At 60.7% G+C, this 22978-nt stretch carries 25 protein-coding genes; 18 read left to right on the top strand and 7 right to left on the bottom strand.

The features are described from left to right. Positions 1–150 precede the first annotated feature (150 nt). From CAG02_RS25610 to CAG02_RS25600, 3 genes are all read right to left on the bottom strand, one after another. Positions 151–1134, bottom strand: coding sequence for a TauD/TfdA family dioxygenase (locus CAG02_RS25610; protein WP_085711958.1), 984 nt, complete (start codon positions 1132–1134; stop codon positions 151–153). 39 nt (positions 1135–1173) lie between these two features. After that, positions 1174–1914 (bottom strand): thioesterase II family protein, encoded by a 741-nt coding sequence (locus CAG02_RS25605; protein WP_085711957.1) that lies wholly within the window; start codon positions 1912–1914, stop codon positions 1174–1176. 72 nt (positions 1915–1986) lie between these two features. Beyond that, positions 1987–3159, bottom strand: a complete 1173-nt coding sequence (locus tag CAG02_RS25600) for an MFS transporter (protein WP_085711956.1) — start codon at positions 3157–3159, stop codon at positions 1987–1989. Between the two features lie 208 nt (positions 3160–3367). Between CAG02_RS25600 and CAG02_RS25595 the strand changes: the two genes are divergently transcribed. From CAG02_RS25595 to CAG02_RS25580, 4 genes are all read left to right on the top strand, one after another. After that, positions 3368–4168, top strand: coding sequence for a glucose 1-dehydrogenase (locus tag CAG02_RS25595; RefSeq protein ID WP_085711955.1), 801 nt, complete (start codon positions 3368–3370; stop codon positions 4166–4168). Beyond that, a complete protein-coding gene (locus tag CAG02_RS25590; RefSeq protein WP_085711954.1) occupies positions 4161–5987 on the top strand; it encodes a glycoside hydrolase family 15 protein in 1827 nt (608 codons plus the stop codon). The genes CAG02_RS25595 and CAG02_RS25590 overlap by 8 nt, the downstream gene beginning before the upstream one ends. Positions 5988–6295: 308 nt before the next feature. Next, positions 6296–6685 carry a hypothetical protein gene (locus tag CAG02_RS25585; protein ID WP_085711953.1) on the top strand — a complete coding sequence of 130 codons (390 nt, stop codon included), beginning with the start codon at positions 6296–6298 and terminating at the stop codon, positions 6683–6685. Between the two features lie 11 nt (positions 6686–6696). Further along, a complete protein-coding gene (locus CAG02_RS25580; RefSeq protein WP_085711952.1) occupies positions 6697–7596 on the top strand; it encodes an alpha/beta fold hydrolase in 900 nt (299 codons plus the stop codon). Here CAG02_RS25580 and CAG02_RS25575 read toward each other — a convergent pair. Next, positions 7565–8548: a GlxA family transcriptional regulator gene (locus CAG02_RS25575; RefSeq protein ID WP_085711951.1), complete on the bottom strand. Its 984-nt coding sequence runs from the start codon at positions 8546–8548 to the stop codon at positions 7565–7567. The two genes, CAG02_RS25580 and CAG02_RS25575, sit on opposite strands and share 32 nt — an antisense overlap. Positions 8549–8638: 90 nt before the next feature. Between CAG02_RS25575 and inhA the strand changes: the two genes are divergently transcribed. From inhA to CAG02_RS25555, 5 genes are all read left to right on the top strand, one after another. After that, positions 8639–9325: an isonitrile hydratase gene (gene inhA / locus CAG02_RS25570; protein WP_085711950.1), complete on the top strand. Its 687-nt coding sequence runs from the start codon at positions 8639–8641 to the stop codon at positions 9323–9325. 267 nt (positions 9326–9592) lie between these two features. Further along, entirely contained in the window at positions 9593–10384 is a 792-nt protein-coding gene (locus CAG02_RS25565; protein ID WP_085711949.1) for a CPBP family intramembrane glutamic endopeptidase, read from the top strand. Positions 10385–10486: 102 nt separating this feature from the next. Next, complete coding sequence (locus tag CAG02_RS25560) at positions 10487–12052, top strand: PAS domain-containing methyl-accepting chemotaxis protein (protein ID WP_085711948.1); 1566 nt, start codon at positions 10487–10489, stop codon at positions 12050–12052. A gap of 208 nt (positions 12053–12260) precedes the next feature. After that, positions 12261–12407, top strand: coding sequence for a hypothetical protein (locus tag CAG02_RS29880; protein ID WP_165369536.1), 147 nt, complete (start codon positions 12261–12263; stop codon positions 12405–12407). A 6-nt stretch (positions 12408–12413) separates the two neighbouring features. Next, positions 12414–12833, top strand: coding sequence for a type II toxin-antitoxin system YafO family toxin (locus tag CAG02_RS25555; protein WP_085711947.1), 420 nt, complete (start codon positions 12414–12416; stop codon positions 12831–12833). 93 nt (positions 12834–12926) lie between these two features. On the opposite strand, the gene CAG02_RS25550 is transcribed toward CAG02_RS25555, so the two are convergent. The 3 genes from CAG02_RS25550 to CAG02_RS25540 all read right to left on the bottom strand — a co-directional run bounded on the left by CAG02_RS25550 (position 12927) and on the right by CAG02_RS25540 (position 15484). Further along, on the bottom strand, positions 12927–13286 hold the full coding sequence (locus tag CAG02_RS25550; RefSeq protein ID WP_085711946.1) for a DUF6124 family protein: 360 nt from the start codon (positions 13284–13286) through the stop codon (positions 12927–12929). 88 nt (positions 13287–13374) lie between these two features. After that, a complete protein-coding gene (locus CAG02_RS25545) occupies positions 13375–13740 on the bottom strand; it encodes a DUF6124 family protein (protein WP_085711945.1) in 366 nt (121 codons plus the stop codon). 1063 nt (positions 13741–14803) lie between these two features. Continuing rightward, positions 14804–15484, bottom strand: a complete 681-nt coding sequence (locus tag CAG02_RS25540; RefSeq protein ID WP_085711944.1) for an alpha/beta family hydrolase — start codon at positions 15482–15484, stop codon at positions 14804–14806. Between the two features lie 95 nt (positions 15485–15579). Here CAG02_RS25540 and ccoN (CAG02_RS25535) point away from each other — a divergent pair, with 95 nt between their 5' ends. From ccoN (CAG02_RS25535) to CAG02_RS29875, 9 genes are all read left to right on the top strand, one after another. Further along, complete coding sequence (ccoN, locus tag CAG02_RS25535) at positions 15580–17004, top strand: cytochrome-c oxidase, cbb3-type subunit I (protein WP_011333291.1); 1425 nt, start codon at positions 15580–15582, stop codon at positions 17002–17004. Between the two features lie 10 nt (positions 17005–17014). Further along, complete coding sequence (ccoO, locus tag CAG02_RS25530; RefSeq protein WP_085700207.1) at positions 17015–17623, top strand: cytochrome-c oxidase, cbb3-type subunit II; 609 nt, start codon at positions 17015–17017, stop codon at positions 17621–17623. Positions 17624–17628: 5 nt separating this feature from the next. Then, positions 17629–17826, top strand: coding sequence for a cbb3-type cytochrome c oxidase subunit 3 (locus CAG02_RS25525; RefSeq protein WP_085690240.1), 198 nt, complete (start codon positions 17629–17631; stop codon positions 17824–17826). Then, the gene (gene ccoP, locus CAG02_RS25520) at positions 17823–18776 is read left to right on the top strand and encodes a cytochrome-c oxidase, cbb3-type subunit III (RefSeq protein ID WP_085711943.1); all 954 of its coding nucleotides are present in this window, start codon (positions 17823–17825) and stop codon (positions 18774–18776) included. Before CAG02_RS25525 ends, ccoP (CAG02_RS25520) begins: the two co-directional genes overlap by 4 nt. 481 nt (positions 18777–19257) lie before the next feature. Then, on the top strand, positions 19258–20700 hold the full coding sequence (ccoN, locus tag CAG02_RS25515) for a cytochrome-c oxidase, cbb3-type subunit I (RefSeq protein ID WP_085711942.1): 1443 nt from the start codon (positions 19258–19260) through the stop codon (positions 20698–20700). Continuing rightward, positions 20700–21308 carry a cytochrome-c oxidase, cbb3-type subunit II gene (gene ccoO, locus CAG02_RS25510; RefSeq protein WP_007905434.1) on the top strand — a complete coding sequence of 203 codons (609 nt, stop codon included), beginning with the start codon at positions 20700–20702 and terminating at the stop codon, positions 21306–21308. Before ccoN (CAG02_RS25515) ends, ccoO (CAG02_RS25510) begins: the two co-directional genes overlap by 1 nt. 6 nt (positions 21309–21314) lie before the next feature. Next, on the top strand, positions 21315–21500 hold the full coding sequence (locus CAG02_RS25505; RefSeq protein WP_003175465.1) for a CcoQ/FixQ family Cbb3-type cytochrome c oxidase assembly chaperone: 186 nt from the start codon (positions 21315–21317) through the stop codon (positions 21498–21500). Continuing rightward, positions 21497–22480, top strand: coding sequence for a cytochrome-c oxidase, cbb3-type subunit III (gene ccoP, locus CAG02_RS25500; protein WP_085711941.1), 984 nt, complete (start codon positions 21497–21499; stop codon positions 22478–22480). The genes CAG02_RS25505 and ccoP (CAG02_RS25500) overlap by 4 nt, the downstream gene beginning before the upstream one ends. Before the next feature lie 188 nt (positions 22481–22668). After that, a complete protein-coding gene (locus CAG02_RS29875; RefSeq protein ID WP_170931645.1) occupies positions 22669–22845 on the top strand; it encodes a hypothetical protein in 177 nt (58 codons plus the stop codon). Positions 22846–22978: the final 133 nt, after the last annotated feature.

The raw sequence follows: 22978 nt of genomic DNA, 5'->3' as shown, positions 1-22978 counted from the left end.
GCCCGGTCGTATCAACAAGAACGAATGACAAACGCAATGATTTAGCGGGGCCGGGCAATCCCCGGGCGGCAACAAAAGGGATCGACACACAAATGCCGAAGCCGGCACAAAACCGGCTTCGACATCCTTTCACTCAAGCGGCGCGACCGTTCAGAGCACGTTCTGTGAATGCCCCTCGGCCATGGCGACGATGACCTTGCGCGGGCCTTCGAACGGCGAGCGGGCGTGCGCCGACAACATGTTGTCGAGCATCAGCACATCGCCTTCCTGCCACGGAAAGCTGATGGCGCATTCGTCGAGCACCGCGCGGATCTGGCTCAGGACTTCATCCTCAATGGGCGAGCCATCGCCGTAATAGACGTTACGCGGCAAGTCCTCTTCATCGACGATGTCCAGCAGACTTTCGCGCACTTCCGGTTGCAGGTTGGAAATGTGGAACAGGTGCGCCTGATTGAACCAGACCATGTCCCCGGTGACCGGATGCTGCGCCACGGCCTGACAGGTCTGACGGGTGCGCAGTTCTCCATCGTCCTTCCACTCGCAAATGATGCCGTGAGCCTGGCAATAGGCTTCGACTTCAGCCTGGTCGTCGGTGTTGAACACATCCTCCCAGGCCACGTCCAGCCCGTTGCCGAAATTGCGCACGTACATCAGCCCCTTGCTGACGAAACGTTCGCGGATCGCTACCGGAATCCGCCGATACACTTCGCGACTGTCGGCAATCGGCGTTTCGCCGCCGGATCTGGCCGCGATCATGCTGTAGAACCAGATCTTCATCGGCCAGTCCCGGGAATAGGCCTGTTCGTTGTGCAGCGGAATACTCTGGTGCGCCGGGTACTCGGTGGAGGTGTACACGCCTTGAGTCACGTTGGTGCGCGGCGTGGAGCCAAACTCGTAGTTCAGCAGCGGATGGCCGAAACTCGCGGCGAATTCGCGAAAGCGCTCTGCGCCATCCAGGCGGAACCCGCGAAACAGCAGACCGCCATCGCGCAGCAAATGCTCATCCACCAGTTCTTTCAGCTCATCGAACACCGCCAGCAGATCCGTATCGGCATCGCTCGCCTCCACCAACAGCGGCAGGCGACCGCGCTGCGGCAACAACGGACGGACGGAAAATCCCTCAGCAACAGCCATGACTGGCCTCCTCAAAACACTCGATAGGTGAACCGCGCCTCACAGCGCCGGCGCCGCCGACAGCGCATGGCGCCGGTGATGGACTTCCAGGTGACTCTTGAGCGTGCGGATGACCCGGGCTTCATGTTCATGAATGAAGAAGTGCCCACCGGTCATCATGTCCACCGAGAAGCTGCCAAGGGTCTCTTTGCTCCAGCCGATCAATTGTTCGGTGGTCGCCCGGTCCTCCTTGCCGCCCAGCACATGCACCGGGCAATTGAGCAGTGGCCGTTCTACAGGCGTGAAGCGGCCGCACATCATGAAATCGGCACGCAGCACCGGCAGCGTCAGGCTCATCAGCTCCTGGTTGGCCAGCACTTCTTCACTGGTGCCCTGAAAGGTGCGCAACTGGTCGATCAGTTCCTCGTCACTGCGCGCCTCGGCAAAACCGCGGTCGTAATCGCTGCGCATGCTCGGGGCCGCCGTGCCGGATGCGAACAGCGCCACCGCTTCGGGCGCGCCTAGATCGCGAAAGGCATGGGCCAGTTCACACGCCAGCAACGCGCCCAGGCTATGCCCGAACAACGCATACGGCGTTTGCAATGTGGGTTTGAGCTCACGGGCCAGTTGCCGGGCCAGCGCCCGCATGTCGATTTGCAGGGGTTCGTCGTAGCGCGCGCCGCGCCCGGGCAACTCCACCGGTTGCAGTTGCATCCACGACGGCAGTTGGCGCCGCCAGCGGCTGTAGACCATGGCGCTGGCGCCCGAATAGGGCAGGCACAGCAGTGTCAGCTTTGTCACCGCGTTTACCTCAATGGGTTATCTGTAAAAGAGAACGGATGAGGTACTTCGGGAATTAGTCCACTGCGTCGATCACTTCAAGTGACGGAAACTCTGCACCGCCGACGCCAGCACCACTGCCCCGGCCACTATCGCCAGCCAGAACCCGCTGCGGGCACCGAACGCATCCACCAGCGCACCGGAACCGGCAGCGCCGATGGCCACGCCGATGCTCAGGCCGGTCACCAGCCAGGTCAGGCCTTCGGTGAGTTTGGCCGGCGGCACGATGCGTTCGATCAACGCCATCGCCACGATCAGGGTCGGCGAGAAGAACAGCCCGGCGATGAATACCGCCAGGGCCAACCCGAAAATGTTGGTCGCCAGCAACAGCGGCAGCGTGGTCACTGCGGTCGCCAATCCACCGTAGAGAAACAGACGAGGCAACGGCAGCTTCGAGCGCATCGCCCCGAACGCGATGCCGGCCAGGCAGGAGCCGATGGCATACACCGACAACACGATGCTCGCCGCCGCCGGCTGCCCCTGCTGCTGGGCGAACGCGACGCTGACCACATCGACCACGCCGACGATCATGCCCATGGCGACCATCAACAGCAGCAGCCATTGCACATCGGTGGAACGAATGATGGAACCTTGGTGATGCGATTCATGCGGATGCACCGGCGGCTCGGTGCTGCGCTGGGCGACGAATGCCGTCACGCCAATCGCCAGCATGATCAGCGCCGCCAGTGGCCCGGCTTCAGGAAACACGCCGACGCATAGCCCCACCGACAGCGGCGGCCCGACAATGAAGCAGACTTCATCGAGCACCGACTCCAGCGCATAAGCGGTCTGCAATTGCGGCTGGCCGCGATAGATTTCCGTCCAGCGCGCCCGCACCATCGCCGACATGCTCGGCATGCAACCGGCCAGCGCGGCGCAGACGAACAGCGTCCAGTTCGGCGCCTGCAAACGGGTGCACAGCAGCAACATCAGCAACGCCCCGCCACCGATCAGCGCCGACACCGGCAGGATCCGCCCCTGACCGTAACGGTCCACCAGCCGCGACACCTGCGGCGCACAGAATGCCGTGGCCAGGGCAAAGGTCGCCGCCACGCCACCGGCCAGCGCATAGCCGCCGGTCAACTGCGAAAGCATGGTGATCACGCCGATGCCGGTCATGGAAATCGGCATGCGCGCGATCATCCCGGCCATCACAAAGGCCCGGGCGCCGGGGGCGTTGAACAGTTCGCGGTAAGGGTTTGCCATCGGATACAGCCTCATCAGGGGCGGCCAAGTTGCCACAAAGCCTGACGGGCGGGAAAGCGAGGAATTGTTGGTGGAATGTGAAGTCCCTGTGGTGTGCAGGGCCAATCGCTGTGGCACGAAGCTGTCGATCTTTTCATGTCTGCGGATGAACTCTCGTCGCCAGCCGCCAGTCAGCTAAGTAAGCCCTCAACCCAAGGCGCGACCCTGCATGCAGATTTCCCTCGCCCGCCAGGTAGCACTCGTCACCGGTGCCAGTTCCGGCATCGGCCATGGCGCCGCCAAAGCCCTGGCCACCGCCGGTGCCGCGGTGGTCATCAACTACAACCGCCAGGCTGAACCCGCCGAAGCGCTGGCCCGGCAGATCGTCGCCGACGGTGGCCAGGCCATCGCCATCGGTGCCGATGTTTCGAAGGAAGAGGACGTGGAGCGACTGTTCCAGCAGACCCTCGACGCCTTCGGCACGCTGGACATTCTGGTGGCCAATTCCGGCCTGCAAAAAGACGCGGCGGCTGTGGATATGTCGCTGGCCGACTGGAACACGGTGATCGGCGTCAACCTCACCGGCCAGTTCCTCTGCGCCCGCGCCGCGCTGCGGATCTTCCTTAGTCAGGGCGTGCGCGAAGGCGTGTCCCGGGCCGCCGGCAAGATCATCCACATGAGCTCGGTGCACCAGCGCATTCCGTGGGCCGGGCATGTGAACTACGCAGCGTCCAAAGGCGGGGTCGATCAATTGATGCAGACCCTGGCCCAGGAAGTCAGCCACCAGCGCATCCGTATCAACGGCATCGCGCCGGGGGCGATTCGCACGGCGATCAATAAAGAAGCCACCGAAGGCGACGCCGGCCAGGCTTTGCTCAAACTCATCCCTTACGGGCGCATCGGCGATGTCGAGGACGTGGCCAACGCGGTGGTGTTTCTCGCCTCCGATGCCTCCGACTACATCGTCGGCACCACCCTGTTCATCGACGGCGGCATGAGCCTCTATCCGGAGTTCCGTGGCAATGGCTGAGCATCATTCCGAACGACAAAGCCCCATCGATGCCCACGGCATCATTGGCGACATGCGCAGTGCCGCGCTGGTCAATGACAAGGGCAGCGTGGATTTCTTCTGCTGGCCGGAGTTCGACAGCCCGTCGATCTTCTGTTCGCTGCTGGACACGCCCGACGCCGGGATTTTCCAGTTGGCCCCGGACCTGCCCGATGCCCGGCGCGAGCAGATCTACCTGCCGGACACCAACGTCCTGCAAACCCGCTGGCTCAGCGACCATGCCGTGGTGGAAATCACCGACCTGCTGCCCATTGGCGACAACGATGAGGCGTTACCGGTTTTGATCCGCCGGGTTCGGGTGGTCAGCGGCCAGGCAACGTTTCATCTGCGCTGCGCCGTTCGACATGACTACGCCCGCGCTGAAACGCGCGCCGTTATCGACAAGAAGGATGTGCTGTTCAGTGCCAGCGGGCAGCCGACACTGCGGCTGGCCTCGGATCAAGCCTTGAGCGTCGATCACGATGCGGCAATCGGGCAATTCACCCTCAAGCAGGATGAAACGGCAGCGTTCATGCTCGGCGCCAGCGACGATCCGCGCTTCGCCGAAGGGGCCGCCAAGCTGTGCATCGAACGCACGCTGAAGTTCTGGCGTGACTGGATCGGCCAGTCCAACTATCGCGGCCGCTGGCGGGAAATGGTCAACCGTTCTGCCCTCGCCCTGAAGCTGCTGACCTCGCGCCAGCACGGCGCAATCCTCGCCGCCGCCACCTTCGGCCTGCCGGAAACACCCGGCGGCGAACGCAACTGGGATTACCGCTACACCTGGATCCGCGACGCCTCGTTCACTGTTTACGCCTTCATGCGCCTGGGCTTTGTCGACGAAGCCAACGGCTACATGCGCTGGCTGCGCGGGCGGGTCAGTGATTGCAGCGGCCAGCCGATGAAGCTGAACATCCTCTACGCCATCGACGGCCGCCAGGAACTGCCGGAAACCGAACTCACGCACTTGTCCGGGCATGGCGGCGCGAAACCGGTGCGCATCGGCAATGGCGCCTACGACCAGATTCAACTGGATATCTTCGGCGAACTGATGGACGCCGTTTATCTGGTCAACAAATACGGCGACGCGATTTCCCACGAAGGCTGGAAACATGTGATGGAAGTGGTCGATCAGGTGTGTGAGACCTGGCAGACCAAGGATGTAGGCATCTGGGAAATGCGCGGTGAGCAACATCACTTCCTGCACTCACGACTAATGTGCTGGGTGGCGCTGGACCGCGCGATCCGCCTGGCCTCGAAACGCTCGCTGCCGGCGCCCTTCGCCCGCTGGGACCAGACCCGCCAGGCAATCCACACCGACATCTGGGACAACTTCTGGAACCCGGAGCGCGGGCATTTCGTGCAGTACCAGGGCGGCACCGCGCTGGACGGCTCGATGCTGCTGATGCCGCTGGTGCGTTTCGTCAGCGCCAAGGACCCGCGCTGGCTCGCGACACTGGAGGCCATCGAAAAACATCTGGTGCGCGACGGCATGGTTTACCGCTATCGCAATGACGATTCGGGGATCGACGGTTTGTCCGGCACCGAAGGCGCCTTCGCCGCGTGCTCGTTCTGGTACGTGGAATGTCTGGCCCGCGCCGGGCAACTGGAAAAGGCTCATCTGGAGTTCGAGCAACTGCTGCGTTATGCCAATCCGCTGGGGCTGTATGCCGAAGAGTTCGACAATCGTGGCCGGCATCTGGGCAATACGCCTCAGGCGTTGACCCATCTGGCGTTGATCAGTGCGGCGAGTTTTCTGGATCGCAAGTTGAGTGGGGAGAAGAATTACTGGCAGCCGTAGTCATCCTTATTCGCCAGTGCCTGTAAGAAAGATCTCAACCCCAATCGCCGCTTGTAGGATGGCCACCTACGAGCGGCAAACACCCCCGAGCCTTGCGGTTGAAGGGCTCGCCCACACAATCGATTCCTTTCGATACAACTTGTTGATGGCAAGGCCTACAAAAACCTGCCAACCCCGTGTAACGCTTGGCCCGCAACTCGCACTTACACCCCGAAATACCTTGTTGCCAGCGGTTACATCCCCCCCTACCATCCACCGCAACGGGCACAGCGGAGCTGTCCAATAAAAACCCGATTCAAGGAACCAGAATGAGCCAACGCATCCACCGCCCCATCGATTCCCCTCTGCGCACGGGCCTGACCCGCGACGAACTGTGGGAAGCCGCCGACAAGGGCCTGATCAAATGCTGGGAAATCGGCCGCCAGCGCGCCGCCCGCTTCCCCGACCTCGCCCAGCGCTGCAGTGCCAATGAACTGCCGGTACTGGGCTGGAAAGGTGGCGTGAGTCGCAGCCTGAAGAAGAATGAAAAGTACGGATCGCTGAAATACCTCGCCCAGTGGCAGGGGTTGCGGGGGGAAGATCTGGATATTGATCTGGCTGCCGAACGGGCCATGACCTGCTCGCGGACGAAAATGGTGGTGACGTTTACGCCGGATCGGAGCAAGTATTTCAATCAGGTGGCGGAAGCCGAGGTGTAAGGAGACTTTCCATGACCCGTGCCGAAATCCGATTCAGCCAAACCCCAAGCCTGACCATCGCCTATGAGCATCACGGCCCGGAAAACGGCACGCCGGTCATCCTTCTCCATGGTTTCCCCTACTCTCCCCGCGCCTACGACGAAATCGCCCCGCCCCTCGCCGCCAAAGGCTACCGGGTGATCGTGCCGTATCTGCGCGGTTACGGGCCGACCCGTTTCAACAGCCCGGACACGCTGCGTTCCGGCCAGCAGGCGGCGCTGGCTCAGGATCTGCTGGATCTGATGGACGCACTGGGTATCGAGCAGGCGACGCTTTGCGGTTACGACTGGGGTGGTCGGGCGGCGTGCATTGTGGCGGCACTGTTTCCCGTGCGTGTGCGGGGGTTGGTGACGGGCGATGGCTATAACCTGCAGGACATTCCGAATTCAATCCAGCCGCTGGATCCCGAGACCGAGCATCGCTTCTGGTATCAGTACTACTTCCACACGCCCCGTGGCGTTGAAGGACTGACGCAGAATCGTCGGGAACTGTGCGAGTTGCTCTGGCAGTTGTGGTCACCGACCTGGGCGCGGAACGCCGAGCGTTTTCCGCTGAGCGCACCGGCGTTCGACAACCCGGATTTCGTCGAGGTAGTGATTCACTCTTATCGTCATCGCTTCATGTATGCGCCGGGGGATCCGGCGCTGGAGTGGATGGAGAAGGCGCTGGTAAAACAACCGGCGATCAGCGTTCCGACGATTTCGCTTTGCGGTGCCGATGATGGCGTCGGCCCGGCACCGGAGGACGATGAAGATGCGCACCACTTCACCGGGATTTACGAGCGGCGGGTGCTGGCCGGTGTCGGGCATAACATTCCCGAGGAAGCTCCGAACGAGACGCTCAAGGCATTACTGGATCTGCTCCGGCACTGACCGAAAACCGCTCCCGATACGCCTGCGGCGTCACGCCCATGGCCCGCAGGAAACTGCGTCTTAACGTCTCTTCACTGCCAAATCCACAATTGGCCGCGACCCGTTTGACCGGCAACCCGGTATCGCTCAGCAACCGGCGCGCAGTCTCGACGCGGATCAATTCGATGGCACGGGCCGGGGTCTGGCCGGTGTCGGCGCGGTAGTGGCGCACGAAGCTGCGTTCGCTCATGCCGGCCTGTTCGGCGAGGGTCGGGATGCCCAGATCGCAAGTCAGGTGTTCGGCAATCCACGCGTGCAGATCGTCGAAGCGGTTGCCCTGTTTTTGCAGTGACAGCGTCACGCTGAATTGCGACTGCCCGCCCGGGCGCTTGAGGAACACCACCAGTTGCCGGGCGACGTCCAGGGCCATGTCGCGACCGAGGTCGTCTTCGACCATGGCCAGCGCCAGGTCGATGCCGGCGGTGACGCCCGCCGAGGTCCAGACCGGGCCGTCGTTGATGAAGATCGGATTCGGTTCGACCTGCAAGCGCGGGTGTTTCTGTGCCAGTTGCTCGCAGCGGGTCCAGTGGGTGACGACCCGGCGGCCGTCGAGCCAGCCGCTGGCGGCCAGCAGAAATGCGCCGGTGCAGACCGAAGCCACACGCCGGCATCCGTTGGCGTGTTCGCGCACCCAGCTCACCAACTCGACATCTTCGGAGGCCGCATACACGCCCCAGCCGCCGGCGATGATCAGGGTATCGCTGGGCTGTTTCGGCAGCGGTTCGGCCAGCATCGCCAACCCGGCAGAAGAGTTCACCGCCCCGCCGCCGCTGGCGATGACCGTTGGCGCGTACGGCGCAGGCAAACCCTGCTGACGGGCTATGTCGTTAGCCGAGGCGAAGACTTGCAACGGCCCGGTAACGTCGAGCAGTTGCACATTGGCGAAAGCGAGGACGTGGATGGTTTTCGGCATTTGGCGTAATTCGAGGGCTGATTGGCGTATACGCCAAAACCTACGCGCCTACAGTGAAGCCGTCTACCCCCCTTTTCACGGAGATGAATCATGGCGTTGCAGATCGGTTTTCTGTTGTTTCCCCAGGTGCAGCAACTCGACCTCACCGGCCCGTATGACGTACTGGCCTCGTTGCCGGACGTGCAGGTGCATCTGGTCTGGAAGGATCTGGTGCCGGTGACTTCCAGCACCGGGTTGCTGCTGAAACCGACCACTACCTTCGAGGATTGCCCGGATCTGGATGTGATCTGCGTTCCCGGCGGCGCCGGGGTCGGGCCGTTGATGGAAGATGAGCAGACGCTGGCGTTTATCAAGTCGCAAGCTGCAAAGGCGCGCTATGTGACGTCGGTGTGCACCGGTTCGCTGGTGCTCGGCGCGGCGGGACTGTTGCAGGGCAAACGGGCGACTACGCATTGGGCTTATCACGATCTGCTGCCAACACTGGGCGCGATGCCGGTGAAGGATCGGGTGGTGCGTGACGGCAATCTGTTTACCGGGGGCGGCATCACGGCAGGGATCGATTTTGCCCTGACCCTGGCGCAGGAACTGGTCGGTGCCGACACGGCGCAACTGGTGCAGTTGCAGCTGGAATATGCACCGGCGCCTCCGTTTGATTCGGGCAGCCCGGACACTGCGCCGAGCGGGATTGTCGATGAGGCGCGCAATCGTGCGGCGCCTTCGCTGAAACTGCGCCGGGAAATCACCGAGCGCGCGGCGGCGAAGCTCAATCTGCGCTGATCACCAGCCAAAAACAAAATCCCTGGTGGAATATAAATCCCTTGTGGGAGCGGGCTTGCTCGCGAAGGCGTTGTAACATTTAGCAAATCTGTTAGCTGACACACCGCATTCGTCGAATCGCCGCCCGGAGCAAGCCCGCTCCCACATTGGGATTTGTGTTTGGCCAATGGCTTTGTTGTTGTCCCGGTTTCTCGCTACACCTTCACTTGTCCCCTCGCCCCCACCCGTGTAGAAAGCCTGTCCACAAATCGTGCACAAGGACTTTCCATGACAGCTCTGCCATGGCTCTATCTCGGGCTTCTCAGCCTTGGTTACGGATTGGCGCTGAGTTTCGGCCAGCTCGGCTGGCTGGCGCTGATCTCCATTGCACTGCTGGTTTTCGCCGGTTACGCCGTGCGCCAGCAAACCGTGCCGGTCGGGCGTTTTCTCGGTCATGGCCTGTTTATCGTGCTGGCCGTGGCACTGGCCCTGCACTGGCTGCCGGGCTTCTATAACGGCCGGGCCATTCCCGCGCAGCGTTTCACCGACAACGCCGTGCCATTCTCGATGTTCGTGAACCTCGACAAACCGCTGATTGGTTTCTGGCTGCTGCTGGTCTGCCCGTGGATTGTCGCGCGGCGCTCGTTGCGCCTGACGGTTTATGCCACCGCGCTGGCACTTACGTTAAGCGTGATTCTGGCGCTCGGCGGCGCGGTGTTGCTGGGCATGATCACCTGGGCACCGAAATGGCCGGATCAGGCGTGGCTGTGGGTGCTGAACAACCTGCTGCTGGTGACGCTGGTCGAAGAAGCGCTGTTTCGCGGCTATATACAGGGCGGCTTGAGTCGGCAATTCAAACACCTGCCCTACGGCGACAACCTCGCGCTATTGCTGGCGTCCCTGCTGTTCGGCCTGGTGCATGTGGGCGCCGGCTGGCAATGGGTGTTGCTGGCGGGCCTGGCGGGTGTCGGCTATGGTCTGGCCTACCGGTTTGGCGGGCTTGCTGCAGCGATCGCCACGCACTTTGGTCTGAACCTGCTGCACTTCGGCCTGTTCACCTATCCGATGCTCGCCGGCTGAGGCAAGCCCCGTTTTGCGACGCCGTACTTATAAATGAAAAAAAACTTCAACAAATCGCCGACCCCGCCGACAACCTTTCAAAGCCTTGCGGATTGAAAAACCATGCGTAATAACCAGCCCATTACACAACGCGAACGGACTTTCCCGGCTCAGCAACGGTTGATTTCCACAACCGACGCCAAAGGCGTGATCACCTACTGCAACGACGCTTTCGTCGAAATCAGCGGGTTTTCGCGTGAGGAACTGATCCGTGCGCCGCACAACCTGGTTCGTCACCCTGACGTCCCGGCGGCGGTGTTTTCGCACATGTGGGGCACACTGAAACAAGGCTTGCCATGGATGGGCATTGTCAAGAATCGCTGCAAGACCGGTGATCATTACTGGGTGAACGCCTATGTAACGCCGGTGTTCGATGGCAGTCAGGTGGTCGGTTACGAGTCGGTACGGGTCAAACCGTCCGCCGAACAGATCCGCCGTGCCGAAGCGCTCTACCAACGCATCAACCAGGGCAAGTCGGCGATTCCTTCGAGCGACAAATGGCTGCCGATCGTGCAGGACTGGCTGCCGTTCATTCTGGTCAGCCAGTTGAGCTTCATGATCGGCGCCACCCTGAACTCGCAGTGGGGCTTCGCCCTCGCCGCCGGCCTGTCGGTGCCGCTGGGCCTGCTGGGCCTGCAATGGCAACAACGCGGGCTCAAGCGCCTGCTGCGTCTGGCCGAGCAAACCACGTCCGACCCGTTGATCGCGCAGATGTACACCGACAGCCGTGGCGCCCAGGCGCGTCTGGAGATGTCGATCCTCAGCCAGGAAGCCCGCCTGAAAACCTGCCTGACCCGCCTGCAGGACACCGCCGAGCACCTGACCGATCAGGCCAAACAGTCCGACGCCCTGGCGCACAACAGCTCCAGCGGTCTGGAACGTCAGCGCGTGGAAACCGAACAGGTCGCCACCGCCGTCAACCAGATGGCTGCCACCACGCAAGAAGTGGCGAGCCACGTCCAACGCACCGCCGACGCCACCCAGGAAGCCAACCGCCTGACCGGTCGCGGCCGCGACATCGCCGGGGAAACCCGCGAAGCCATCCAGCGTCTGTCCGTAGTCGTGGGTGAAACCGGTCTGACCGTCACCCAACTGGCCAAGGACAGCGACGAAATCGGCGGCGTGGTCGACGTGATCAAAGGCATCGCCGACCAGACCAACCTGCTGGCACTCAACGCTGCGATTGAAGCAGCCCGCGCCGGCGAAATGGGCCGTGGTTTTGCCGTGGTCGCCGACGAAGTCCGCCAACTGGCACAACGCACCAGCGAATCCACCGGCCAGATCCACGCCCTGATCGCCAAGCTGCAACAGACCGCATCCAGCGCCGTGCAAACCATGGAAGCCGGCCATCGCCAGGCGGAAGAAGGTGTTGCGCGGGTACTGGAAGCGGATCAGGCCCTGGTGGGCATCAGCGAAGCGGTGGCCAACATCACCGACATGACCACCCAGATCGCCGCCGCGACCGAGGAGCAAAGTGCCGTGGCTGAAGAAATCAGCCGCAACATCAGCAACATCTCGGAACTGGCGGACCAGACCTCGGAACAGGCGCATAACTCGGCGTTGCTGAGTGAAGAGCTGACCAAGACTGCCAACACGCAGTATTCGTTGGTGGAGCGGTTTAACCGCTGATTGATCTGCAATACAAAAAACCCGGATAGCGAGAGCTTCCGGGTTTTTTATTGTGGCTTACGGCGTGACTACACATCGGGGCGCCATGCCCTACAAGCACGCCAGAATCCGCTGACTGGTGCACCTTTGGGGTCAGTTCTATCGTTTGCCGGTAGAAATCCAATCCCTTAAGCTGGTCAGTATGAATACATCTCCTTTGGAGGCTCCGATGGCCACCACCAGAAAGATCGACAAGCCGGTTAAAAAAGTCATTCGCGATGAACTGACTTTTCTTGATGTCCGGCAAGCCGCGCGTGATGGGCAGAAAGCGTTCGATAAATATGTGATCACTGGCAAGCTACCCATAACAAAGTAGCCATAGATGCCAGCAGTCAAAATCTCTGCGCTTTTCGAACAAATCAACAACTGGAAAAACTTCGCCGCTCATTTTTATAACTACAAAGTTTGCGGTGAACTGCCCGCTATTTTTGGGCGAGACGAACGACTCGACCTCAGCGATATGCATCACATCCACCTGGCCAGCACCCAAGCGACCCAGTCACGGTGGGCAAAAATAGACCGCCAGTATTATCGAACTGCCTTGGTTGATGATCCTGACAACGACTTCTGGCTTATCTACGCCTACGACGCTTTCCGGGATGAATATCTTTTGCTGACAATCACAGGCCCGGATGCCCATAACCGGAGTGAGTGGGGTTCATTTCTGCGTACGGTGCATTGCGAGATTGTTGAGCCATGGGTTGTGGGGAAAATCGTCTATCCCGACCTCGACGACTTTTGATCAACTGGCCTGCCAGCTCTCGGAGCTCGCCTACAGCAAGGCAGAAAAAAACCCGGATAGCGAGAGCTTCCGGGTTTTTTATTGCCTTGGTACTTACTCCTTCGGCACGAGGTTATCGAGCGCCTGATTCACCGCCAACTCGCCCAACATCACCACTTGCGCAATGCCCAACAGGGTCTTGCGGTTCGGCCCTTCCAGCAGGCCGGCGAAGTCACCGAGCATGACCGTGGCTGACGCGAGGGATTCGCAGGCATTGGCCAGCAGGGATTCCGTGTCAATTTGCGGGTTGACCCTGAACATGTCGTTTGGGGTGTAGGGGGTGGCCATGATCTTGGCTGCGGGGGTCAAGTAATAGTCGAGGGCGCGTTCGGCGGCGTCGTGGAGTTTTCTTGAATCGGGAAACTCGTAGGGGGACACCGGATCTTCTAACGGTGGAATGACGGTCGTGGACATCAGCTGGAACTCCGGACAAGAGTCGCTTGAGGATTTGTGTAGACGGCTGCCAGGCAGTGAGGGGACAAGCCCCTCACCGAGGCGGCAACTACCGCGAGACGTGATGGTTATCCAGCACACGATTGACTAGCAGCTCACTCAGCATGATGACCTGCTGCAGTATCTGTATCGCCTTGCGCTGCGACGGATCGACGGTGTCGCCGATATCCCGGGCCATGTCACTGGCCGACGACAGCGTTTCGCACGCTTCGACCAGCAGCGTTTCGTCATCCACCGTTGGATTGACCAGATAGATCCTGCCGGGCTTGCGCGATGGCTTGGACGTCTTCTGCGCCCCAGGATCGAGGTAATGATTGATCGCCCGCTCGGTTGCCGTTTTTATGTTTTCGGCTTCGAGGGCGGCGTCGTAGGGGATTGAATCGGTTTCTGGTGGGTTTGGTGTGGCTTTGAACATAGACGTAACTCCAGTTTCGAATGTTTAGGAGCCATCACCCTCGCTACCAAACGAAGGGTGGTGGCCATACGCGGGTTGGTAGACCGGTCGAAACGGGAAACCCGGCGCTCACAAAGGAGCCCCGCGCATGCCCACCATAAAAAACTGAGCCCCAAATAAGGGACTGCATATGGTGACGCCATACGACGGTTTCGAAGCGGGCTACCAAACCCGATCACTGTTTTTCAGTGACAGGGAAACGATATAGCCCTTTCCAAACCGCGTAAGCCGGCGGATTCTGGCGTACGCGTAGGCAACGACGCAAGGTGTTGTAGCCCTTATGGCGTAACGGTTCGTGTACTTTAAACGTGCTTGCAGAATTACGTTTATGCGCCAAAAAGCCGGATGTTTGACCGTTCCTTCGCTGTGCTCTGGCAGACCGCTTTCGTCGGATCGCCGCCCGGACCAAGCCCGCTCCCACAGGGATTGCATGCAGTCCGCAAGAAACTGGTCGGCTGTCAGGCCGCTTTCGCGAGCAAGCTCGCTCCCACAGGTATTACATGCAGTCTGCAAGAGATTGGTCGGCTCGTAGGCCGCCATCGCCAGCAGGCTGGCTCCCACAGAAAACGAAAGCAGCTCACCTCCGCTTCTAACCACTCAAAACGATGAGCGTTAGCTCGAGTACCGCTTTTGATCTTGATCCACGGGCGACGTCGGAAGGCTGAGTGGAGGGATTTATCCGGGGGTGGGAGCGCAGCGACCGTTTGGCGAAGCCAAACACATCGAGAGGAGGTGCAGCGAAGCAAACCGTAGGCGATGCCCCCCGGATGAATCCCGGAGCGAAGGAACCCCGAGCCTTAGCGAGCGGGCCGAACGTAGGAGCAAGCGTTTTTTTGCTTACTTTTTTTAGGCGTTTGTAAAAAAAGTGAGTCGCCGTCAGGGCGAAACCCTAGGTGGGCTTAACCGCAGCAATGGATATGCACACAGATCGAAAAGGGTGCAACGTTCAAGATCTACCCCAGCCCTCTCCCCCAATGGGGGCGAGGGGGAAGGGAGCCGATCTTCACGCCGGTCAAAATCTCGATCAGTGCTTGAGAAACGCGGCCACTTTCTGCGCGGCGGCAGCCAAATGCTGCTCATGCGTAAACCCGGAAACCTTGAGCGGCTTCAAATCATGATCCCCCGCCGCCAGCCAAAACACCTCAATACTCGGCGATAGATCGTAAGCCTCGACAGCGTCCCGATTGCCAAGAGCATCACGCTCGCCTTGGACAATCAAAGTCCGAGTCAACAAAGAAGCCAGATGTTCGACCCGCGGTTTCTCAGGTTTCCCAACCGCATAAAACGGATAACCAAGGCAAACCAACGCATCAGCCCCCAACTCATCAGCCAAGAGACTCGCCATCCGCCCCCCCATGGACTTCCCGCCAATCGCGAGCGGCCCAGCGACATGAAGTCGCACCAAGCCATAAACCTCCCGCCAGCACTCCTGCAATTTCCCCGCAGGATTCGGCGGCCGCTTAACCCCATCTACCCGCCGCTGCGCCATATAAGGAAACTCAAACCGCAACACATTCACCCCAAGCCCAGCAAGGCGCCCAGCCATATCGTTCATCCAGTCGCTATCCATCGGCGCCCCCGCACCATGGGCAAGAATGAGCGTCGCCGAAGCCTCCCCAACAGCGGCATCCCAAAGCCACCCGTGATCCCGCAGGCACTGCGCCCATTGATCCCCGTCAATACTGGCCTTGTGCTGTTTGTCCATGCTTGCCTCGCTTTTAGTCTGCCTATAACTCCAGGCGAAGGATTCGCGGCGTTTTCTGCGCGCGCTCACTTCGGCTGAACCGTGGATGGGGAACCATGAACACTTCTATCAGTACCGCCTACAACTACAAGGTGGTCCGCCAATTCGCCATTATGACGGTGGTGTGGGGCATCGTCGGCATGGGGCTCGGGGTTTTTCTCGCGGCTCAATTGGTCTGGCCCGAACTCAACTTCAACCTGCCGTGGACCAGCTTCGGACGCCTGCGCCCGCTGCACACCAACGCGGTGATCTTCGCGTTCGGCGGCTGTGCCTTGTTCGCCAGTTCGTTCTACTCGGTGCAGCGCACCTGCCAGACACAACTGTTTGCGCCGAAAATCGCCGCCTTCTGCTTCTGGGGCTGGCAACTGGTGATCCTGCTGGCGGCCATCAGCCTGCCGCTGGGTTACACCAGCTCCAAGGAATACGCCGAACTGGAATGGCCGATCGACATCCTGATCACCATCGTCTGGGTCGCCTACGCCATCGTGTTCTTCGGCACGATCATGCAGCGCAAGACCAAGCACATTTATGTGGGCAACTGGTTCTTCGGCGCGTTCATCATCACCGTGGCGATCCTGCACATCGTCAACAACCTTGAGTTGCCGGTGAGCTTCACCAAGTCGTACTCGGTGTACGCCGGTGCAACCGACGCGATGGTGCAATGGTGGTACGGCCACAACGCCGTGGGCTTTTTCCTCACCGCCGGTTTCCTCGGGATGATGTACTACTTCGTGCCGAAACAGGCCGAACGCCCGGTGTATTCGTATCGCCTGTCGATCGTGCACTTCTGGGCGCTGATCACCCTGTACATCTGGGCCGGCCCGCACCATTTGCACTACACCGCGCTGCCGGACTGGGCGCAGTCGCTGGGCATGGTGATGTCACTGGTACTGCTGGCACCGAGCTGGGGCGGCATGATCAACGGCATGATGACCCTCTCGGGCGCCTGGCATAAATTGCGCAGCGACCCGATCCTGCGCTTCCTCGTGGTGTCGCTGGCGTTCTACGGCATGTCGACCTTCGAAGGTCCGATGATGGCGATCAAGACAGTGAACGCCCTCTCCCACTACACCGACTGGACCATCGGCCACGTACACGCCGGCGCCCTCGGCTGGGTGGCGATGATTTCCATCGGCGCGCTGTACCACATGATCCCGAAAGTGTTCGGCAAAGAGCAGATGCACAGCATCGGCCTGATCAACGCGCACTTCTGGCTCGCGACCATCGGCACCGTTTTGTACATCGCCTCGATGTGGGTCAACGGCATCGCCCAGGGCCTGATGTGGCGCGCAGTGAACGAGGACGGCACGCTGACCTATTCCTTCGTCGAAACCCTGGTGGCCAGCCACCCTGGCTTCGTCGTGCGGCTGATTGGCGGGGCGATCTTCCTCAGCGGCATGTTCCTGATGGCTTACAACACCTGGCGCACCGTGCGGGCCTCGCAGCCTGCTGACGTCGTTGCTGCCGCGCAGATGGCCTGAGGAGTCCGCCATGAAACACGAAACGATTGAAAAGAACGTCGGCCTGCTGATGCTGCTGATGGTGTTTGCCGTGAGCATCGGCGGCCTGACCCAGATCGTCCCGCTGTTCTTCCAGGACGTGACCAACAAACCGGTGGAAGGCATGAAGCCCTACACCGCGCTGCAACTGGAAGGCCGCGACATCTACATCCGCGAAGGCTGCGTCGGTTGCCACTCGCAGATGATCCGTCCGTTCCGCGCTGAAACCGAACGCTACGGCCACTACTCGGTGGCCGGCGAAAGCGTGTGGGATCACCCGTTCCTGTGGGGCTCCAAGCGTACCGGTCCGGACCTGGCCCGGGTCGGTTCGCGTTACTCGGATGACTGGCACCGCGCGCACTTGTACAACCCGCGCAACGTCGTACCGGAATCGAAAATGCCGGCCTACCCATGGCTGGTCACCCAACCGGTCGACAGCAGCCACACCGAAACCAAGCTCAAGGTCATGCGCACCCTCGGCGTGCCGTACACCGACGACGACATCAGCGGCGCGGTGGCCAGCCTCAAGGGCAAGACCGAAATGGACGCCCTCGTCTCCTACCTGCAAGTGCTCGGCACTGCGATCAAGAGCAAGAGGTGATCGAGATGGCCTTAGAAATGAGCGCGGGGCTGATTCGCGGCCTCGGCACGGTCGTGGTGTTCGTGGCCTTCGTCGGCCTGACCCTGTGGGTGTTCAACCGCAAGCGCACGCCGGAATTCGCCGAAGCGCGCCTGCTGCCGTTTGCCGACGAACCGCAACCCGACCCAACCCAAGCATCTGAAACAAGGAGTACCCGGCCATGACCACCTTCTGGAGTACGTGGATCTGCGTACTGACCATCGGCAGCCTGATCGGCCTGACCTGGCTGCTGGTCGGCACCCGTCGGGGCGAGACCAAGGGCAGCGTCGACCAGACCATGGGCCACAGCTTCGACGGCATCGAGGAGTACGACAACCCGCTGCCGCAGTGGTGGTTCATGCTGTTCGCCGGCACGCTGGTGTTTTCCGTGGGCTATCTGATCCTGTATCCGGGCCTGGGCAACTGGAAAGGCATCCTGCCCGGCTACGAGGACGGCTGGACCGGCGTCCACGAGTGGGAAAAGGAAATGAGCAAGGCTGACGCCAAGTTCGGGCCGATCTTCGCCAAGTTCGCCGCCATGCCGGTGGAAGAAGTGGCGAAGGATCCGCAGGCGCTGAAAATGGGTGGCCGTCTGTTCGCCTCCAACTGCTCGGTGTGCCACGGTTCGGACGCCAAGGGTGCCTTCGGCTTCCCTAACCTCGCCGACCAGGACTGGCGCTGGGGCGGCAGTGCCGAGACGATCAAGACCACCATCATGGGTGGCCGGATCGCGGCGATGCCGGCCTGGGGCGAGTCGCTCGGTGAGGTGGGCGTGAAAAACGTCGCCGCTTACGTGCGTCACGAACTGGCCGGGCTGCCCCTGCCGGCGGACAACAAGGCCGACCTGCAAGCCGGACAGCAGACGTTCAGCACCATGTGCGTAGCCTGTCATGGGGCAACCGGCCAGGGCACTGAAGCCATGGGTGCGCCGAATCTGACGCACCCGGCCGGATTTATCTATGGCACCAGCCTGACCCAGCTTGAGCAGACCATTCGCCATGGTCGTCAGGGTCACATGCCAGCTCAGAACGAGCTGCTGGGCAACGATAAAGTGCAATTGCTGGCCGCTTATGTGTACAGCCTTAGCCATGGATTGAATACAGAAAAACTGATTACTGAAGACAACAAACAGTAATTATTGAGTACAACACTGCCGCACGTTTTCGGTGCGGCAGTTTCCAGCCTCTTTGCGACGCATTGTCGCACCCCTTCTTGCCCTCTCCTTTCGGTTCCCCGGATTCGGGTCTACGCTTGCTCGATGCGGACTGGCCCGTGCCGGTTCCAGGTCGACCCCGAGCGAGGCGTTGAACGAATCGGCTGACTGACATGGCCGCAAAGGCCGGTAGATACCGGCTGTCGTGCCGATTACCGTCCGTCACCCGAACCGAGCGTTCGAACACACCCCGTTACATCCGACCGGAACCCCTCGCTTTTTTCGTCCGCTGCGACATTTTGCCCGAGGGCAATTTTGTCCTTACGCGGCGCATGGAAAGGCCGCAGAATCAGCGTTGGAAAGCATTGACCCAGGTCATGGCGCGTTGCATTGACCCCCTGCTTTCTACATACTTGCGGCCGATTTTAATCCTAATAAAACACCCAAACCGTGGAACCTTAGAATGAGCACAGCAATCAGTCCGACTGCTTATAACTATAAGGTAGTCCGCCAGTTCGCCATCATGACGGTGGTCTGGGGGATCCTTGGCATGGGGCTCGGTGTCTTCATTGCCTCGCAACTGGTCTGGCCGGAGTTGAACTTCGGTCTGCCGTGGACGAGCTTTGGACGCCTGCGCCCGTTGCACACAAACCTGGTGATTTTCGCCTTCGGTGGTTGTGCACTGTTTGCCACTTCCTACTATGTCGTGCAGCGAACCTGCCAGACGCGACTGATTTCCGACAGCCTCGCGGCCTTCACCTTCTGGGGATGGCAAGCGGTCATCGTCGGCGCGATCATTACCTTGCCGCTGGGTTACACCACCACCAAGGAATACGCGGAACTGGAATGGCCCCTCGCCATTTTGCTGGCCATTGTCTGGGTCACCTACGGTCTGGTGTTCTTCGGCACCATCACCAAGCGCAAGACCAAACACATTTACGTGGGTAACTGGTTCTACGGCGCGTTCATCGTCGTGACCGCGATGCTGCACATCGTCAACCACGCCTCGCTGCCGGTCAGCTTCTTCAAGTCCTACTCGGCCTACGCCGGTGCGACCGACGCGATGATCCAGTGGTGGTACGGCCACAACGCCGTGGGTTTCTTCCTGACCACCGGCTTCCTGGGGATGATGTACTACTTCGTGCCGAAACAGGCCGAACGTCCGATCTACTCCTATCGCCTGTCGATCGTGCACTTCTGGGCACTGATCACCCTGTACATCTGGGCCGGCCCGCACCACCTGCACTACACCGCACTGCCGGACTGGGCGCAATCGCTGGGCATGGCGATGTCGATCATCCTGCTGGCACCAAGCTGGGGCGGCATGATCAACGGCATGATGACCCTGTCGGGCGCCTGGCATAAGCTGCGCACCGACCCGATCCTGCGCTTCCTCGTGGTCTCCCTGGCGTTCTACGGCATGTCGACCTTCGAAGGTCCGATGATGGCGATCAAGACCGTCAACTCGCTCTCGCACTACACCGACTGGACCATCGGCCACGTACACGCCGGCGCGCTCGGCTGGGTGGCGATGATCTCGATCGGCGCGATCTACCACATGATCCCGAAACTGTTCGGCCGTGCGCAGATGCACAGCGTCGGTCTGATCAACGCGCACTTCTGGCTCGCGACCATCGGCACCGTGCTGTACATCGCTTCGATGTGGGTCAACGGCATCACCCAAGGCCTGATGTGGCGTGCAATCAACGACGACGGCACCCTCACCTACTCGTTCGTCGAAGCGCTGCAGGCCAGCCACCCTGGCTACATCGTTCGTGCCCTGGGCGGTGCGTTCTTCGCCAGCGGCATGTTCCTGATGGCCTACAACGTGTGGCGCACCGTTCGCGCCTCGGACCCGGCTGAAGCTGAAGCCGCCGCCAAGATCGCCGTAGTTGGAGCTCACTGATGAAGCATGAAGCTGTCGAGAAGAATATTGGCCTGCTGGCCTTCTTCATGGTCATCGCCGTCAGCGTCGGTGGCCTGACCCAAATCGTTCCGCTGTTCTTCCAGGACGTCACCAACAAGCCGGTCGAAGGCATGAAGCCGCGCACCGCCCTTGAACTGGAAGGCCGCGACGTTTACATCGCCAACGGCTGTGTCGGCTGCCACTCGCAGATGATCCGTCCGTTCCGTGCCGAAACCGAACGCTACGGCCACTACTCGGTCGCCGGTGAAAGCGTCTGGGATCACCCGTTCCTGTGGGGTTCCAAGCGTACCGGTCCGGACCTGGCCCGTGTCGGCGGTCGTTACTCCGATGACTGGCAACGTGCGCACTTGTACAACCCGCGCAACGTGGTGCCTGAGTCGAAAATGCCGGCTTACCCGTTCCTCGTGGAAAACAAGCTCGACGGCAAAGACACGGCCAAGAAAATGGAAGTGTTGCGCACGCTCGGCGTCCCTTACACCGACGAAGACATTGCCGGTGCAAAAGACGCTGTGAAGGGTAAAACCGAAATGGACGCGCTGGTGGCCTATCTGCAAGGCCTGGGCACCATCATCAAAAGCAAACGGTGATTCTTAATGGATATCGGGATGATTCGAGGCCTGGGCACCGTTGTCGTGATGGTTGCCTTCATCGGCCTGGCGTTGTGGGTGTTCAGCCCCAAGCGCAAGTCGGAGTTTGAAGACGCGACCTTGCTGCCCTTCGCGGATGATCCCGAAGCCATCAAGCACGTCGAGCAAGCTTCTAGGAGTAACAAAGAATGACTACATTCTGGAGTCTGTACGTCACAGTCCTCAGTCTCGGTACGATCTTTTCCCTGACCTGGCTGTTGCTGTCGACCCGCAAGGGCCAGCGCACCGAGCAGACCGACGAGACGGTCGGCCACTCCTTCGACGGGATCGAGGAGTACGACAACCCGCTGCCGAAATGGTGGTTCATGCTGTTCGTGGGCACCATCGTCTTCGCCCTGGGTTATCTGGTGCTGTACCCGGGCCTGGGCAGCTGGAAAGGTCTGCTGCCGGGCTACAACTACCTCGATAACGAAAAACAGACCCCGTTCGCCAACGGCCAGACCGGCTGGACCGGCGTTCACGAGTGGGAAAAGGAAATGGCTCGCTCGGACGCCAAGTTCGGTCCGATCTTCGCCAAGTTCGCGGCGATGCCGATCGAGGAAGTCGCGAAGGATCCGCAAGCCCTGAAGATGGGTGGCCGTCTCTTCGCCTCCAACTGCTCGGTCTGCCACGGCTCCGACGCCAAGGGCGCTTATGGCTTCCCCAACCTGACCGACGCCGACTGGCGCTGGGGCGGCGAGCCGGAAACCATCAAGACCACCATCATGGGCGGCCGTCACGCGGTGATGCCGGCCTGGGCGGAAGTGATCGGTGAACAAGGTGTGGCCGACGTGGCGGCCTTCGTGCTGACCAACCTCGATGGCCGCAAGCTGCCGGAAGGCACCAAGGCAGACCCGGCCAACGGCCAGAAACTGTTCGCCGCCAACTGCGTGGCCTGCCACGGTCCGGAAGGCAAAGGCACCCCGGCAATGGGCGCCCCTAACCTGACCCACCCGGCCGCGTTCATCTACGGTTCGAGCTTCGCGCAACTGCAGCAGACCATCCGTTACGGCCGTCAGGGCCAGATGCCTGCTCAGGAACAACTGCAAGGCAACGACAAGGTTCACCTGCTGGCGGCTTATGTTTACAGCCTGTCCCATGGTGAAAAAGCACCGGAAGCCGAGGCCCAGTAAGGCCGACGCTTGAAGCAAACAAAGGCCCCGCCAGTGAGAACCGGCGGGGCCTTTTGCATTCCGGCACCTTCATGATTTGCGACGAATGCTCGATAGACGATTGATGATGTGCCCTGTAGCTTGCTGTTCTGCCTGACGGAAGACCTCAGGAACATCGTTCGACGCACTCAATTCAAGGAAGAAAACCGATGCGAGAATCCGATCACGACTGCGTGCAACCCCGTGATGATTTCATTTACACCGATCCGGATATTGAAGACTCACCAGCAGAAGATCCCGGCAACGACAACAGGAAAACCGTCGAGCGAACCGGGAAGGAGAAAGACAGCGGGCTGGACAGCCTCGGAGGCGGAAAACTGGTTTGATGTCGCGCGATCCGGGGAAGCCGTTCGCCAAAGCAGGATCAGGGATCGTCTATAGTCAATTGATCTGCATCATGCTTTGTTACATTCGCTACACCATTCAGGTTTTTTCCCCAACGCGACCAAAGGTCGCACC

Origin of the sequence: Pseudomonas sp. R43(2017), assembly GCF_002112345.1 — a bacterium.
In the GTDB taxonomy this organism is placed as follows: domain Bacteria; phylum Pseudomonadota; class Gammaproteobacteria; order Pseudomonadales; family Pseudomonadaceae; genus Aquipseudomonas; species Aquipseudomonas kribbensis.
The sequence above is the reverse complement of the archived record's forward strand: the minus strand, read 5'-3'. Positions and strand labels throughout refer to the sequence as shown.